This is a genomic window from bacterium, assembly GCA_036504735.1.
Taxonomy (GTDB): Bacteria; Electryoneota; RPQS01; order RPQS01; family RPQS01; genus DASXUQ01.
This window is the reverse complement of the sequence record DASXUQ010000005.1, coordinates 310,048-325,662: the sequence shown is the minus strand read 5'-3', so window position 1 is coordinate 325,662 and position 15,615 is coordinate 310,048. Positions and strand designations below refer to the sequence as shown.

At 59.4% G+C, this 15,615-nt stretch carries 12 protein-coding genes; all 12 read left to right on the top strand.

Going from position 1 to position 15,615, the window contains the following annotated elements:
* Positions 1 to 19 precede the first annotated feature (19 nt).
* The 12 genes from VGL38_03245 to bamA all read left to right on the top strand — a co-directional run bounded on the left by VGL38_03245 (position 20) and on the right by bamA (position 15,614).
* Positions 20 to 766, top strand: coding sequence for an NTP transferase domain-containing protein (locus tag VGL38_03245; protein ID HEY3294432.1), 747 nt, complete (start codon positions 20 to 22; stop codon positions 764 to 766).
* A 57-nt stretch (positions 767 to 823) separates the two neighbouring features.
* The gene (locus tag VGL38_03240) at positions 824 to 1,336 is read left to right on the top strand and encodes a hypothetical protein (GenBank protein ID HEY3294431.1); all 513 of its coding nucleotides are present in this window, start codon (positions 824 to 826) and stop codon (positions 1,334 to 1,336) included.
* 188 nt (positions 1,337 to 1,524) lie between these two features.
* Entirely contained in the window at positions 1,525 to 2,061 is a 537-nt protein-coding gene (locus VGL38_03235; protein ID HEY3294430.1) for a LytR C-terminal domain-containing protein, read from the top strand.
* Positions 2,062 to 2,064: 3 nt separating this feature from the next.
* Positions 2,065 to 2,736: a ribosome silencing factor gene (rsfS, locus tag VGL38_03230; GenBank protein ID HEY3294429.1), complete on the top strand. Its 672-nt coding sequence runs from the start codon at positions 2,065 to 2,067 to the stop codon at positions 2,734 to 2,736.
* Between the two features lie 2 nt (positions 2,737 to 2,738).
* Positions 2,739 to 4,379, top strand: a complete 1,641-nt coding sequence (argS, locus tag VGL38_03225; protein ID HEY3294428.1) for an arginine--tRNA ligase — start codon at positions 2,739 to 2,741, stop codon at positions 4,377 to 4,379.
* 4 nt (positions 4,380 to 4,383) lie between these two features.
* A complete protein-coding gene (locus VGL38_03220; GenBank protein HEY3294427.1) occupies positions 4,384 to 5,358 on the top strand; it encodes a PfkB family carbohydrate kinase in 975 nt (324 codons plus the stop codon).
* Entirely contained in the window at positions 5,355 to 6,350 is a 996-nt protein-coding gene (gene mtnA / locus VGL38_03215; protein ID HEY3294426.1) for an S-methyl-5-thioribose-1-phosphate isomerase, read from the top strand. The genes VGL38_03220 and mtnA overlap by 4 nt, the downstream gene beginning before the upstream one ends.
* Before the next feature lie 41 nt (positions 6,351 to 6,391).
* Positions 6,392 to 7,633 carry a tetratricopeptide repeat protein gene (locus VGL38_03210; protein ID HEY3294425.1) on the top strand — a complete coding sequence of 414 codons (1,242 nt, stop codon included), beginning with the start codon at positions 6,392 to 6,394 and terminating at the stop codon, positions 7,631 to 7,633.
* Between the two features lies 1 nt (position 7,634).
* On the top strand, positions 7,635 to 8,375 hold the full coding sequence (locus VGL38_03205; protein HEY3294424.1) for an isoprenyl transferase: 741 nt from the start codon (positions 7,635 to 7,637) through the stop codon (positions 8,373 to 8,375).
* Positions 8,372 to 9,052: an FAD-binding protein gene (locus tag VGL38_03200; protein ID HEY3294423.1), complete on the top strand. Its 681-nt coding sequence runs from the start codon at positions 8,372 to 8,374 to the stop codon at positions 9,050 to 9,052. The genes VGL38_03205 and VGL38_03200 overlap by 4 nt, the downstream gene beginning before the upstream one ends.
* A gap of 6 nt (positions 9,053 to 9,058) precedes the next feature.
* The gene (locus tag VGL38_03195; protein ID HEY3294422.1) at positions 9,059 to 13,249 is read left to right on the top strand and encodes a translocation/assembly module TamB domain-containing protein; all 4,191 of its coding nucleotides are present in this window, start codon (positions 9,059 to 9,061) and stop codon (positions 13,247 to 13,249) included.
* 4 nt (positions 13,250 to 13,253) lie between these two features.
* Positions 13,254 to 15,614, top strand: coding sequence for an outer membrane protein assembly factor BamA (bamA, locus tag VGL38_03190; GenBank protein HEY3294421.1), 2,361 nt, complete (start codon positions 13,254 to 13,256; stop codon positions 15,612 to 15,614).
* Position 15,615: the final 1 nt, after the last annotated feature.

The window sequence follows — 15,615 nt, the reverse complement described above, 5'->3', positions numbered from 1 at the left end:
ACGAGGCAGGTAGCGCGTTTTGCTTGCAGTTTTGATCCTTGCAGCGGGTAAAGGTACCCGCATGAACAGTGACCTCCCGAAAGTTTTGCATGTCTTGGGGGGCAAATCCCTAATTGAACATGTGTTGCACGCGGCCCAGCAGCTTGATCCGGATCGCCTGATTGTGGTGGTTGGCCACAGGCGGGAGGAAGTTCAGGGGAAATTGGCGGGACGCGGAATGGAATTTGTGGTCCAGGAGCCGCAGCTTGGCACGGGGCATGCAGTGCAGCAGGCGAACGCCCTGCTTGCAGAGGAAAGCGGCGAAATTATTGTGCTCTCGGGCGACGTGCCTCTGCTGAGGGCAAATACTCTGTGCAAACTGCTGGGAGCGCACCGCGAGTACCAGGCGGTGGCCACCGTGCTTTCCACCAGTGCTCCAGATCCTGCGGCTTACGGGCGAATTATTCGCAATTCTGACGGAAAATTCATGCGAATTGTAGAAGCTCGCGAAGCGACGGATGGAGAGAAGGAGATTTGCGAGATCAATTCGGGAATCTATTGTTTCGATATTCGCGTGTTATTTGACGCACTTTCGGAAATCAAGGCGGATAACAGCAAGGGTGAATATTACTTGACGGATGTGATCGGGGTTTTGCAAAAGCGCGGGCTTCCGGTACAAGCTGTTGATTTAGCGGATTTTCGTGAAGTGCGGGGAATTAACACTGCCGCCGAACTTTTGGATGCGGAACAGGATCTGAGAGCCGTTCTAACGAACAGCAGCACTTGACTTTTTGGCGGCAAACTCTTAATTTTTGGGATGCAACCACTTAGGAAGGATATGGCCATGCGGCTCCGACTTTTGGTGACCGGACTGGCGATGGTTTGCCTGGTTTCGCTTGCTTCTGCCCAGTACCGGAATGCTCCGCCTTCCAGCGACGTGAGCCAGTATCTTCGCTCGAATACGTCTGCGCTCGGGCTTAAGGCGATCCGCGGGCTGTTCGATCCGAACCGGATGCATATGACCCAATCGTTTTCCTTTGGCTACGCGAGCGCCGGCGGTCATGGGGTCAGCCAGGGGATGTACATGAACACCGTGGACTACCGGATTTCCAATCCGTTGTTTCTGACGACGCATCTGGGGTATGTGTTCCAGCCGTCGTCTTCACCGCAATGGAATACGGGGCTCTCCAATGGCTTTCAAAACGGCAACTTCGTGGGCGGCGCGGATCTCAACTGGCGGCCTTGGTCGAACACGACCTTCCGTCTGTCGGTCTACCGTGGGATGGATTCGTCGCCTTACTATCCCGATTACGGCTGGGGTTCATTCGGATACGGGTCATATTTTGACCGGCCGTAGAGGTTTCGGCACACGTTCTCCGGGTTGAATCGTTCCGTTATTGAGACCGAGACCTCTTCTCTCGGTCTTTTCGTTCAGGTCTTCCTTTGTCACGCCACTTTTACCTTCCTCCACGCCAGAATCTTCCGCCTTCCAAGACCGAGTTCGACCTATGGCAGAGACTTCGCCTGGGCGTCTCGATTTTCGCTGTGTCCGTGGTTGTCCTGCTCGCCTGGTGGTATTTCACGGACGCGGAACGCTGGGACCCGGCGACACACGGTATGAGTTACCTTGGCTCAACCTCGGTGGATAGCACCAAGTCGACCACACCCTCCGGCGCCGATTCTGTGCGCAACTCAACGTTCGGTTCTGCCGCCGTGTCTAATGCTGTGAAGACGGATCTCTCGAAGGAACCGGCGGAGCACCCGATCCGGGTGGAAATCTGGAACGGTTGCGGGGAGAAGGGACTGGCCCTGAAAGCCATGACCGCGCTGCGGGCGAGGAGCAGCTACTTTGACGTGCGCGGCATGGGGAATGCCGGGGCACAGCGATTCGAATTCAGCGCGGTGATCAGCCGCACCACGAACGCGGGGCTGGCGATGGCGATTGCCGATTCACTGGGAATTGATCATGCCCGCGTAACGACAGACATCCCGAAGAATCCGCGCGACATTGACGTGACGGTTATTCTCGGAGCAGATTATCCGCGATTGCGGCTAAATCTCAAACCTGATTCAAAGGAGTAGACACTGGGTTCTTCGGATTCGCAGATACTCGCAGGCCGCATTGCGGCCGCCGCACTTGAGAAGAAGGCATCGAACGTCCTGATTCTGGATTTGCGCCAATTGGAAGCGGTGGCGGATTACTTTGTGATCTGCACCGGCGATGTGGACCAGCAGGTGAGGGCGATTGTCGAAAATATCGAAAAGCAGATCAAGACCGCAACTGGCGAGCGCGTGCTGCACCGTGAAGGCATGGACACGCTGAATTGGGTGTTGCTGGACTATGTGGACGTGGTGGTGCACGTGTTCCAGCCGAGCTTCCGGGAGTTCTACCGGTTGGAAGATCTGTGGGGCGATGCGGAAGTGGTGGAAGTCAATGACGAGCAGGAAGCGATCCCGCGTCCTCGGGCTTCGCGCCGACGCGTGGCCGTGGCGGGTGTCAAGCCGGAGACGGTGAAGCCGAAAGCGCCTGCGAAGAAGACGGTCGCCCAGAAGGTGGCTGCCAAGAAAGCCGCCGCCAAGAAGACCGTTGCCAAGCCGAAGAGCGCTGCCAAGACCGCCTCAGGCATGCCCGTGCGCAAGACAGCGGTGAAGAAGTCCGCGGTTAAGAAGACGGCGGTAAAGAAGAGCGTTCCCAAAGCCGCGCCGAAGAAGGTCGCTCCCAAGAAGACCGCGCCGAAGCGTCCACGCAAATCCTGAGCATGAACAAAGCACATCAGCATCTGACGGTCGAACTGAACGAAGCGCTCCAGTCGCTGGGAGTGGCGGCGCCGCGCGTGGTGCTCGAAAAACCGCGGGATGCGACGCATGGCGATATTGCAACGAACGCCGCGCTCGTGCACTCGAAAGAGCTGGGCAAGAACCCGCGCGCGATTGCGGAGATGTTGCTCTCCAAACTGCACCTGAATCGTGACTTGATCGCGTCGGAGAGCGTGGCGGGGCCGGGGTTCATCAACTTCACGTTCGCCTCGCCGTTTCTGCATTCGATTGCAACGGATGCCCTGCGGAGTGAGGGGACGTTCGGGCAGAGCCACGACCTGGCCGGGCAGAAGATTCTGATCGAATTCGTCAGCGCCAATCCTTCGGGACCGTTGAATGTGGTCAGTGCCCGTGCGGCGGCGGTGGGCGACAGCCTGACCCGCCTGTTCCGCGCGCGGGGGGCACGCTGCGATGCCGAGTTCTACGTGAACGACGCGGGAAATCAGGTGCGGCTGCTGGGCGAATCGCTTCGGGCGCGTTATGAGAGCGAACTGGGATTTGCGGCGGAGATACCCGAGGGCGGCTACCACGGCGAGTATATCATGGATTTGGCGCGGCAGGTGAAGGCGGAACATGGCTCGCGCTTTCATGATATGCCGGCTGAGCAGGCGGCGCAGCAGTTGGGATCGCTGGCGATTGAGTATTTCGTGAAGTCTCACCGCGCGACGCTGGGGTCGTTCCGGGTAGAGTTCGACCGCTGGTATCTGGAAAGCGAATTGCGCGGTCGCCAGGCGGAGCAACATGTTCTGGAGAAACTGCGCGAACGCGATGCCGTGTATGTGAAGGACGGCGCGACCTACATCAAGACCTCCGAATACGGCGATACGCAGGATTGGGTAGTGGTGACGTCGGATGGGCGGGCGACCTACTTCCTGCCGGACATTGCCTATCATGCCGACAAATTCGAACGCGGTTACAATCCGGTGCTGAATATTCTTGGCCCGGATCATCATAGTTTCACATCGCGCATGAAGGCGGCGTTGCGGGCGCTGGGGTTTGATCCGCAACCGCTCGAAGTGATGCTGCTGCAGCACGTGACGCTGCTGCGGGACGGCGAGCCGGTGAAGATGTCCAAGCGGGCGGGGCAGATTATCGAGATGGCCGAGCTGATCGAGGAAGTGGGCGTGGATGCCGCGCGCTACTTCTTCCTGCTGCGCCGCACGTCCACGCCGCTGGATTTCGATATTGACCTGGCCAAGAAGCAGTCGGACGAGAATCCGGTCTTCTACGTGCAGTACGCTCACGCGCGGATTGAGTCGATTTTCAAGAAGGCGGGTGTGCCGTATCCGGGAGCGGACGTGGATCTGAGCCCGCTGACGACTCCTGAGGAACTGGATCTGCTGCGGCGCTTGCGGGAGATTCAGGATGTAATCGCCGACACGACGCAAAGCCGCGATCCGCACGGGATGACCGAGTGGCTGCGGCAGGTGGCGACGCAGTTCCACAAGTTTTACCATGATCACCGGGTTCTGACCGAGCCCCAAGAACTTCAACTGGCGCGCTTGGCCCTGTGCCGTGCAACTCAGATTGCCCTCCAGCGAGGGCTTTCGCTCTGCGGTGTCAGCGCGCCCAAGGAGATGTGAGCTTTTGAGCAAATCTACAATTGTGAATAGGCCGGTGAAGGCCTTGCCCGCCAAGGCGGGCGCTACGAAATCGCCGGACGTGGTCGTTGTGGGCAGCGTGGCGCTGGATCTTCTGCATACTCCTTTCGCGTCGACGGAGGCGCCGGTGCTGGGCGGCTCTGCGCTGCACTTTGCCAATGCGGCCTCGCTGTTTGCGAAGGTGGGGGTTGTCGGTGTGGTGGGGGAAGACTATCCAATGAAGGACCTGGAATTTTTGACGCGGCGCAATGTGGATTTGTCCGGCGTGGGAGTTCTGCCCGGCAAGAGCTTTTTGTGGGAAGGCCGCTACGGCGATAATTTTCTGTCACGCGAAACGATCCGCACGGAGTTGGGTGTGTTCGAAAGTTTCGAACCCCTGCTGCCCAAGGCTTATCTGAATCCGAAGATTCTCTTTCTGGCGGCGATTCATCCGGCGTTGCAGTATTCGGTGCTGAAGCAGGTCAACCGCCCGAAGCTGGTGGCGATCGACACGTTCAAGCTGTGGATCGACGTGGCACGCAAGGAATTCATGAAGGTTCTGAAGCAGTCCGATCTCTTCTTCGTGAACGATGACGAGGTGCGCTGGCTGACGGGCGAACACAACCTGTTTAAGGGTGCGGCGGCATTACGCAAGATGGGGCCGAAGTGGGTTGTGGTCAAGAAGGGCGAGCATGGCAGCTTCGTCGTTGGCGAGCGGGACACGTATTTGTCGAATACTTTCCCTGTGCTTGACGTGGTAGACCCGACCGGCGCAGGCGATGCGTTTGCGGGTGGAATGCTTGGGTACCTTGCCGGCGAGCGCCAGATTACGGCAGGTGCGATTCGCCGCGCGATGGCGTGGGCAAGTGTGATCGGATCGTTTTATGTAGAAGGCTTTGGACCGGCGGGACTGCGGGACAAGAAACGCGCGGACGTAGACCGGCGCTACCGGCAGTTTGTCAGAATGAGCACGATTCCATGAGAGAGCAGATTCAGGCGCTGCGCTGGGACGGGACAGAACTGCTGATTCTCGATCAGCGCAAGCTTCCGGGCCGAGAAGTGTGGATTCGCGCAAGGACTGTCGAGACGGTTGCCAAGGCCATCGAGACTCTCGCCGTGCGGGGAGCACCGGTGATCGGAATTGCGGCGGCGTACGGAGTGGCACTGGCGGGCTTGGCGAAACATGCGACTCCTGACCGGATTCGCGCCGCGATTGCCAGACTGGCGAAGACGCGTCCCACGGGTTACAATCTGTTTCACGCGCTGGGCGAAATGGCCGCTGTGGTGGACCGCAACGGCGGCGATTTGCTGGGACACTTGATCCGCAAAGCGATTCAGATTCACCGCAGCGATACGCGCGCGTGCCTGTCGATGGCAAGGAACGGTTTTGAGGTTATGGGCGCCGACGAGCATGTGCTCACCTACTGCAACACGGGCGCACTGGCAACGGGCGGAATCGGCACGGCGTTAGGCGTCATCAAGTATGGCCATACGCATGGCAAGGTGAAAGACGTCTACGCCTGCGAAACGCGACCTGTGGGGCAGGGTGCGCGGTTGACCGTGTGGGAATGCTCCAAGGCCGGGCTGCCGGTCACGCTGCTGTGCGATAACATGGTGGCAGCGTTGATGCTGGCGGGACGGGTGACACGGGTGTTTGTGGGCGCGGACCGCATCGCGCGCAACGGCGACACGTCCAACAAAATCGGCACGGCGATGGTCGCCACGATAGCGCACGCGAACAGGATTCCCTTTCACGTTGTCGCGCCGGTTACCACCTTCGATTTGAGTTTGCGTTCGGGCAAGGATATTCCCATCGAGCAGCGCAACCGGAATGAGATATTGTCGGCTACCGTAGGACTGAACCGGGTGCCGGGAGTTGAGGTTTGGAATCCGGCGTTCGACGTGACGCCGCACAAGTATGTTACGAGTTTCATCACGGACGCAGGGGTCGTCCGCCCGCCGTTTACGTTCTAACGGCAGGGAACGATTATCTACTTTACCTTGAGGCTTTCCCCATGAAGAAAACTTTCCTACTTACTATCCTTCTGTTAGTCGTCAGCGCCGGAGTTGTTCTGGCGGGGATGGAACTGACATCAGCGCGAGTGTATATGAAGCAGCGTGACTGGGGCAAGGCGCTGCAATTCTACGATCAGGCCATTCAGAAAGAACCGGACAATCTGGAAGCGTACGAGGAACGCGGCGAATTGCTGCATACCATCGCGTCCGATTCGTCCAATATCGAACTGGCGAAGCAGGTTGCGAAGGATAAGACCAATCCGCAGATGGAGCTATACGAGCGCATGCTGTCGGATTTCAAACAGGCGACCACCGCGCGCAAGCCTGCCGACGATGGAATGGTCAAGAAACTGAAAAACAAGATCGACGGCGTGCTGCAGAAGACCTGGACGCACTTCTATTTCGAGGCGCTGCAGGCGGATACCAACTACATTAAAGCGACGTCGGAAGGCAAGAAGGATCCGGATCCGAAGACGTATCTGTATAGCGCGCTGAAGGATCTGGACGTGGCCATCCGGCTGGTGCCCGAGCGGTGGAACTCCTACGGTTTCAAGGCGCAGATTCTGACGAAACTGGATTCGACGGCGGCGTCCGCAGCGAACTGGAAGGCGGCCATCCAGGCGATTGAAGCGTCGGACAAAGAGAAGCGCGAGACGGACGAGTACAAGCAGGGCGAGGCCATTGCGCGCGAGGCGTTGCTGGTAGATTATTACAACCTGGGCCGGAACACCGACGTGTTGACGACGGCGGATGCGATTCTGAAGACAGAACCGGAAAACATCAACGCGATCCAATTAAAGGCGAATACGCTGGCCAAACTCGCGGGAGACACCTCTCTAACGGCGGCACGACGCGACTCGATGAAGACGGTTGCAGTGTCGGCACTGGAGAATGCGGCGAAGGCGATCAAGGACACAGCCTCGCTGGCAGACATCGAATACACCATCGGACAGTTCAAACTGCAGGTTGCGGATACGTCGGGCGCCATGTCGGCTTTCGAGAACGCATTGAAGTACAATCAGGGGGATAAGGATGTGCTGTTTGTGCTGGGCGTGCTGTATCTTGAGGGCGGATCTCATGTGAACACGGAAAAGGCCCGGGACACGTTCAAGCACATCACGGACCTGTATCCCGACCACGGTCCGGCATGGATCAATTACGGCATCGCGTTGACGCGACTGGGGAAGACCACAGAAGGCGTTGAGGCGATTAAGAAGGGCAAGGCCTTGGGAGAGAAGTAGCGTGCCGAGCATCCGGGGGGAAGAGAAGCCCGTCGCAACCGCCGAAGGTCTGAGGATTCCGCGCCACGTTGCCGTCATTATGGACGGCAACGGGCGCTGGGCCAAAGCCCGCGGCTTGGGACGGGTGGCAGGGCACCGCGAAGGCGTGAGGTCGGCGCACGAGATTGTAGAGGCGGCGGGTGAACTGGGTATTGAAGTGCTCACGCTGTACACCTTCTCGAGCGAGAACTGGAAGCGACCGAAGAGCGAAGTGCAGGCTCTGATGGAACTGCTGGTGGTGACCATCGGCGTGGAACTCGAGAGCCTGATGAAGAACAACGTGCAGCTGCGCGTCATCGGCCGCTTGCAGGATTTGACTCCCGCCGCACGTCACGGAATGAAGTACGCGGTCCGCAAGACGTCGGGCAACACGGGGCTGATTTTGAATCTGGCGTTGTCTTACGGCGGGCGGCAGGAGATCGTGGACGCGGTGAATTCCCTGCTTAAGGAAGGGCGGAAGCGGATTGCGACGGAAGATATGGACTCGCACCTCTATACCGCCGGCCTGCCCGACCCTGACCTGCTGATTCGCACGTCCGGCGAAATGCGGATATCCAATTTCTTATTGTGGCAACTGGCCTATTCGGAAATCGTAGTGACCGAAACGCTGTGGCCGGACTTTCGCAAGCCGCAGCTTATGGAGGCGATTCGGGAGTACAGCAAACGGCACCGGCGATTCGGAGCTATTGAGGAGACGTCATGAGCGCGCGGGAGGAACTGGAAGCGGAGTTGAGGGAGATTGTCGGCAAGGGGCTTCGTCAGGACGCCTTCTATCCGGTGGTCGCCCCGAAGACTCCTGAGCAGACCGCGCAGGTGGTGAAAGCGGCGCGGGATCATCGCTATAACGTGCTGGTGCTTGGCAATGAGAGTTCGAAGCCGCCGCAACTCTCGACGCTGCGCGAGAATATTCTGGTGATCCTGAATGTCTGGCTGACAGGGATCGAAAAGGTCTCGCCGTTTTCCGTGCGGGTGCTGGGAGGCACGCCGGTCTCGAGCGTGGTGCGGGGAGGATCCGAGCCGCCGCGCAAGACCATCGGCGGATTGATTTGCGGGATGGCAGGATCGGACCATGACGCGAGCTTGCGCGCACTGTGGTCGCGCGTGCGCTCTATCGATGTCATTTTGTCCACCGGCGAAATCCAGAAGTTTGCCGGACCGGGAACGGTGAGTGTGGAAGATCCGGCAGGGGCGAATCTGTTTTTAGGTTCGCGCGGGCGACTGGGCGTGATTGCGGCGGTGGAAATGGCGACGCCGATTCCCGTGGCCGTACTGGACGGGAACGACCGGGCGAACGGGCGCACGCCGGAAGCGGGCGAGCCGTTGCTGTCGCCGAAAGACATTCAGACTCTGCTGGATCCCAACGGGCTTTTTCAGTGGTGATGGCGAGTGAAGGGAACGCACGAGGAGAAAGGGACGACTCGCACCGCGAGAGTACTGTTTGCTGTCGCTGCCGTTTTGGCGCTGATAGCCGTGGCGGGGTACGTCACTTTTTCTCTTGCGCCTGTTCGCCGCGGGCTCAAATCGAAGTTTGATGAGCTGCTGCTCGAACGGCTGGGACCGGGGACGGTCGTAGATCAGGTTTCGGTCGGGTTGAAGTCGGTCGAATTATCCGGCGTGGTTTTTCCGCTGGATAAGCAGGGATCGCGGCTGCGGATTCGTGATATCCAGATTGCAATCACGCCTTTCGACATTTTGCGCAGACCGGAGCTGGTGGAACGCGTTGTGCGTTCTGTGCGGATTTCGGGCGCGGAGATCCTGATCGCGAGCGGTGAAGCGGGGGAAAAGGATTCGACCGATTCGGCATGGCTGCCAGAGATTAAAGTTCCCGGAGCGGTGTATGCCGCGCTGGGCCGGTTGGACAGCTTGAAGCGCGTTGACCTCGATGGCTTGCGTGTCCTCCTGCAGCGGACGGACCAGGCGCCGCTCACGCTCTGTGAGGTGAAGGGGACGGTGGAGCGGCGGGACGGCGAGGTGTTTCGGCTTAACGTGGCGGGACGATACCTCGGTGACTCGAGCCGGACGCTGGATGTGACCGGTGCCGTTGCGCCGCGCAAGAAGACGCTGGAACTGCAAGCGGTCGCGGGCATTCCGTCCGGTCCGGTGCCCGGTTTGGGCAAGAGTCTTCCTCCGGTGACGACCGGGGGCGGCAGGGTCTCGGTGCGGTTGACAGCCGCCGATAGCAGCGCAATTTTGCGCGGCGCGGCGTCGGTGGACGATATCCATGTGACGACTCCCGCGGGGGTGGTCGAGGCAAAGTCCCTGTATGCTTCGCTTGCGGCGGACAGCATTCTGATCGAACCCATGACCCTTGCATTGCCATACGCCGGCGGTGAGGTCGGCGGTGTGATAGTGCTTCGGGACAAGGGTAGGCTGAACCTCAATGGTGAATTTGCTTCCGAAGATTTAGCGGCGCTGCGGGACGTCCTAAAGACGATGCCGCCGATCTCGGGCCGGGTGAAGAGTCGGGTTGCGATTCGCGGAGATTTTTCGGCGCCGCTGGCGGATGTAACTCTGGAGAGCGATTCGCTCGGAGCCTTCGATCAAGCGGCACGGAATGTGCGGGCTCGGGTGGCGCTGACTCCCGCAAGGCTCGACATTGAAACGTTTTCGTTTGAGACGAGCGAGGGTACAGCCGAACTCGGCGGATCACTGGGGCTGTCGCCGCAGCCGATGTGGAATGTGCGCGGGCGGTTTGGGTTTGCGCGAGTGCCGACCTTGCTGGGGTGGACATCGGCGGTGCGCGAATTGAGATTCAATGCCATCGGCCCGCTTTTGTCGCCAAGCACAAGCGTCACGTTTGTAGGCGCGGACGGCGGCGACGTCGGAACGGCAGGACTTCGGCACAGCGGCGATGTCTGGATGCTGGACGTGGGTACAGCCAATGGCGCCAGCCACATCGAGGTGCAGGCGGGGAACGACACCACGCAGGTTACCGCTCAGAATCTGCAGCATGTGCTGACGCTGCTTTTTCCCGACGTCGGTGCGGCGATCAGTCCCTTGCAGGAATTCGATATGAAGTTCGCGGGGGACGCGTCGGGCGGACTACTGGCGTGGGACGCGCAGATCAAGCCGGACTCGGTGGGACTGCTTCCGCAAATTGCGCGCGATGTCCATTTTTCGGGACGGTACGACCGCACGAATCCTGCGCATGTTGCGATGAGCGGTAAGTGGTCGGGCACGGCAGGGGACGGGTATCCGTTCGAAGGTCGCGCCGACGTGACGCTGGCGGACCGGGTGCTGAATATCGATCGCGTGTTCATTGACGCCGCGGGAGAGTTGAAAGGCCGAGTCGACATCCCCAACCGGACGGTGGATCTCGAACTGACGGTCGGGGATCTGGACTTGGACCGTCTGCCGTTGCGGCCTGTGACGGAGAGTGCGCTGGCCCTGAAGGGAACATTGTCAGGTGTGGTCAAGGCGTGGGGGACTTTCGACCGTCCCGAGTGGAGCGCGGACCTTTCCATGATCAACGGATCGGTCTTCAGTGTGCCGGGCTACTGGTTGAACCTCGATGCGTCCGGCCAGGGGCTGGCGATGACCGTTCACGATTTCGAACTGGGCCGGGATGTGCGCAAGATCATCGAAGCCTCCGGCAACGTGGATTTTCGAGCCAGCACGATTGCCGTGACTGCCGAGGTAGGTTCGGCGCGGGCGGAAGACTTTTTGCTGGCGTTGATTGGCCAGGAAGGCATTTTGAGCGGGGAATTGACGGGACGCGCCGCCGTCAGCGGAGCCCTCACGCGGCCTGACGTCGAAGCGGAAATAACGGTCCGCAACGGCGAACTGTTCAATGAGCTGCAAGTGGATGAGTTCACCGCTACCGCTCGCATGGGCGAGAACGCGGCGGGCGAGCGGATTCTCCGTATCCCGCGAGCTGCGTTCAGCAAGACAAACACCTACCAGTTTGCGCTGAGCGGCGACGTCATCCCCAAGGCCGATGGTGAGTTGCACGCACACATCGAAGGCAAGGGCGATTTCCTCGATCTGGTGGACCAGCTCGAGCGAAGCTTCCGCACGATGGGGAGTGACGGCAATCTGCTCATGGATTTCGGCGGTACGCTCAGCCATCCGCGATTTCTGGGTGGGAAGCTCTCCGTAGCGAAAGGAATGTTCGCCTATCCGGATGCCACCCCCAGCCCGGTTGCCACCGAGGTGAATATCGAATTGGCGCCGACTGGCGAGGTTCAGACCGGAAAGCTCAGCTTCCGTTCCGGCGAGCAATGGGTTCAGATCGAAACTCTACCGGATTGCGATTCGAGCATTTTCGGACTCGAGCCGCTGATCATTCCCAAACCTCATGTGTGCCTTGGCGTTCTCAAGATCGAGAGTGGCGACGAAGGAATGCCGCTGCATTTGCCCGGTCTGATGAAGAACGACTGGACGGGCACGCTGGTGTTTGGCGCGACCGCCGGCCGGACGGTCACCATTTCCGGGTACGGCGAGAATCGACTGCTGATTGCGGGCAACGCCGAACTGCGCAATTCGCGGATTACTTTTCCCTTTGTGGGTGGGGGCGGAAAGCCGGGCGCGCCGCCGCGCAAGCCACGGCCTGTGGAACGCTGGCTGCTGGAACGGCTGGAACAGGCCAAATGGAATCTCGATGTGGCCGTGGGCTCGGGCGACCGCTACGACGTGGAGTTGACGAGCCTCAAGAACTCCAACCTGTTTGGGCCGCTCAAGAACTCGGTGTTCTTCGGCACGTTGGCCGACTATTTCGACCATTTGTCGATTGACGCCATGCTGGATCCGGGGAATACCCCGCTGGGAATCCGGGGAACGATTGATGACGCGACATTCCATCTGAACGGCCGCGCGTCTTCGCTGCGGGGCAAGGTAGACTACCTCGACCAGACCTTCAACATCGATCACGTCTATGCCGACTTCGACGAAACAGCGGTTATGCCGGTGCTCGAAGGCCGGGCAACTACGTTCGGCGTGGATACGGTGGGACGATCCATTCCCGTCTACCTGACGCTCTATCAGATCGACCGCGAGACCGGAACCCGCCAGCCACGGGGGCGTCTCGATGAGATGACGGTGGTGCTCGAGAGTGATGCGAACCAGTCTCCGGAGCAGGTGCTGCAACTTCTGGGATTTAACGCGGGCACCGACGTTCGCGGCAAGGCCGAGCAGCTCATGGCGTCTACTGTGGCGCGAGCGCTCAGCCGGCAATGGCTGAGTCCGTTGACGCGACGGCTTGAGCGCTGGACGCTGCTGGATGAAATTACGATTTCGCCCGGCGGCGGGCGCGGATCTTCGCTGGCGCGCCAGCAGCGCGTTCGGGCCTTGCAGGACTCGGTGCAACAGACGTCCGCGTTCCGGTTTTTTACCGGTTCGCAAGTGACGGTGGGAAAGTATCTCACGCGCGACGTGTTCTTTACGTATACCGGAGAATTATCCGAAGGCGCGCTGCAATTGAAGGATCGCCTCGGCCTGATTCATTCGTGGAACCTTGAATATCGCATTAATCCGCTCTCGCGCGACCTTGTGCTGGACCTTGCCGTGGAATACGACGAGGTGGAACGGCGGCGCGACGAGTCCGTGTCTCTCAAATACTTCTTTGCGTTGGAGCCGTGATTCTGTGAATTACAGACCAAACTTGCGTCTATCCATGCTCGTGGCGTTTCTGCTGCTCGCCTTTGGGGTGTGTCTGGCTCAGACGCAGACCAAATCCGGAGCCCCGGCGCAGAACCGCGTCCGCATCCTGGGCATCTCGATTGTGGGCAACCAGAACACCGATGCCGGACTGATCCGCGCACACTCCGGGCTGTCCGTAGGGCAGGAAGTGACCGGTGATGACATCCAGACCGCTATCCAGCAACTGTGGAAACTGAATCTGTTCTCAGATGTGGAGGTGGTGGAAGAGCGTGAAGCGCCGGAAGGCGTCTACATCGGCATTCATGTCAAGGAGATGCCGCGTCTCGAACGCATTGACATCAAAGGCAACAAGAAGCTGAAGGGCGACGAGCTGGACAAGCTGGTGCAGATTACCAAGGGGCAGGTGATCCAGCCGCGCGATCTGGTGCTGCTCAAGAACCGCTTGAAGAAGAAGTACGCGGACATGGGCTACCTTCTGGCCGATGTGGATGTGAAGACCTTCTCGTCGACCGAAAGCGGGAAAGTGATCGTGGACGTGGCGATTAAGGAAGGCACCAAGGTCAAGATCCGCAAGATTGACTTCGAGGGCAACAAGGCCTTCAGTGACCGGACCCTGCGCGGCAAATTGAAAGACATCCATCAGAAGGCGCTGTTCCGCAGCGGCGAGTTCAAGCGCGAGAAACTGGATGAAGACAAGCAGATGGTGGTGGACTTCTACCGCAGCAAGGGCTATCGCGATTTCGAAATCGTATCGGATACCGTCCTGTACAGCGAGGACCGCCGCTGGATCACGCTCGATTTCAAGGTGAATGAAGGGGACGTGTACCATTACGGCACCTTCACGTGGACGGGCAACAAGCTCTTCACGGACACCGAACTGAACGCGCGGATGCGGGTGTCGCCGGGCGAACTTTACAATGCCCAGAAGTTCCAGCAGAGTCTCGCGGACGTCGGCACGGGGTATTACGAGAAGGGCTATATTTACGCGGCGGTGAATCCGAGTGAAAAGGTGAAGGAAGGCCGCGTGGTGGACGTCCAGATGGACGTGGTGGAAGGAAACGAATTCAAAGTGAACCGGATCTACGTCGAGGGAAACACCAAGACGAAGGAGCGGGTCATCCGCCGCGAGCTGGTGCTGTACCCTGGTGAGACGTTTGACGTGACCAAGCTGCAGCGTTCGATCCGCGAAGTGAATATTCTGAATTACTTCTCGAGCGTTGCACCTGACGTGGTGCCGATCAACGACAATCAGGTGGACCTGTACCTGAAGGTGGAGGAGAAGTCCACCGACCAGGCCAATGTGTCCGCCGGTTACAGCCAGACGGACGGGTTCATCGGAGCCGTCGGGTTCCAGATGAACAATCTGCTCGGGAACGGTCAGCAACTCGCGCTGGACTGGAACTTCGGCAAGACCTACCGGGCGTTCTCGATCAGCTTCACCGAGCCGTGGTTCCGCAACCATCGCACTCTGGTGGGCGGGTCCTTTACGGACACGCACCGCGGCGGATCGGTCTACGGTTTCGATGAAGACATTATCGGCGGATCGCTGCGCGTCGGTCAGCGCCTGCGGTGGCCGGACGACTACTTCCGCTTGGATTATGTCTACAGCTTGAATCGCACCAAGTATTCGAATTTTACGGCTGGGTTCAAGACCAGCAACCCGCGCGGACTCGAAGAAGATGTGCCGCGTATTTCCTCGACCTTGACGCAGATTATCACCCGCGACAGCCGCAACGATCAGGAGTTTCCAACTCGCGGCTCGGTGACGACGCTGCGCGGAGAACTCACCGGAGGACCCCTTGGCGGCAACGACCAGTATATCAAGGGTGAGTTCAACAATCAGTGGTATGTGCCTCTGGCCGGCGATCTCGTGCTCGCCGCCAGCACCTCTTCGGGCGTGCTGGACGGACTCACGCGGAACCCGGTGGACATTCCCTACTTTGACTATTTCTTCATGGGCGGCGCGGGCCTGTCGCTGGGCACACCGCTGCGCGGGTATGATGAGTTGAAGGTCGGCCCACAGGTAAGGTCAGCCACAACCGGCGAAGTGTTCGCGGCAGGCGGAAAGACGCTCTTCAAACAGTCGTTTGAACTGCGGTATCCGATTGTGCGGAATCCGACCATCTTTGTACTTGGATTTTCCGAAGCGGGCAACGTCTGGAGCAGCTTCGGGACAACGGACCTGTCGAATTTGCGGCGGTCCGTCGGATTAGGCGTGCGGCTGTTCATGCCGATGATCGGCATGATTGGGCTGGACTACGGCCTGGGCCTGGATTATTATGATGCACGGGGGTTGCGGACGACGCGCTGGGTGCCTCACTTCCAGTTTGGCCGCGGTTTTTGAT

What these genes read in the sequence shown, in the direction of transcription:
- VGL38_03200 (HEY3294423.1), top strand. Translation starts at nt 8,372, where the DNA reads ATGAGCGCGCGGGAGGAACTGGAAGCGGAGTTGAGGGAGATTGTCGGC.
- argS (HEY3294428.1), top strand. Translation starts at nt 2,739, where the DNA reads ATGAACAAAGCACATCAGCATCTGACGGTCGAACTGAACGAAGCGCTC.
- VGL38_03240 (HEY3294431.1), top strand. Translation starts at nt 824, where the DNA reads ATGCGGCTCCGACTTTTGGTGACCGGACTGGCGATGGTTTGCCTGGTT.
- mtnA (HEY3294426.1), top strand. Translation starts at nt 5,355, where the DNA reads ATGAGAGAGCAGATTCAGGCGCTGCGCTGGGACGGGACAGAACTGCTG.
- VGL38_03210 (HEY3294425.1), top strand. Translation starts at nt 6,392, where the DNA reads ATGAAGAAAACTTTCCTACTTACTATCCTTCTGTTAGTCGTCAGCGCC.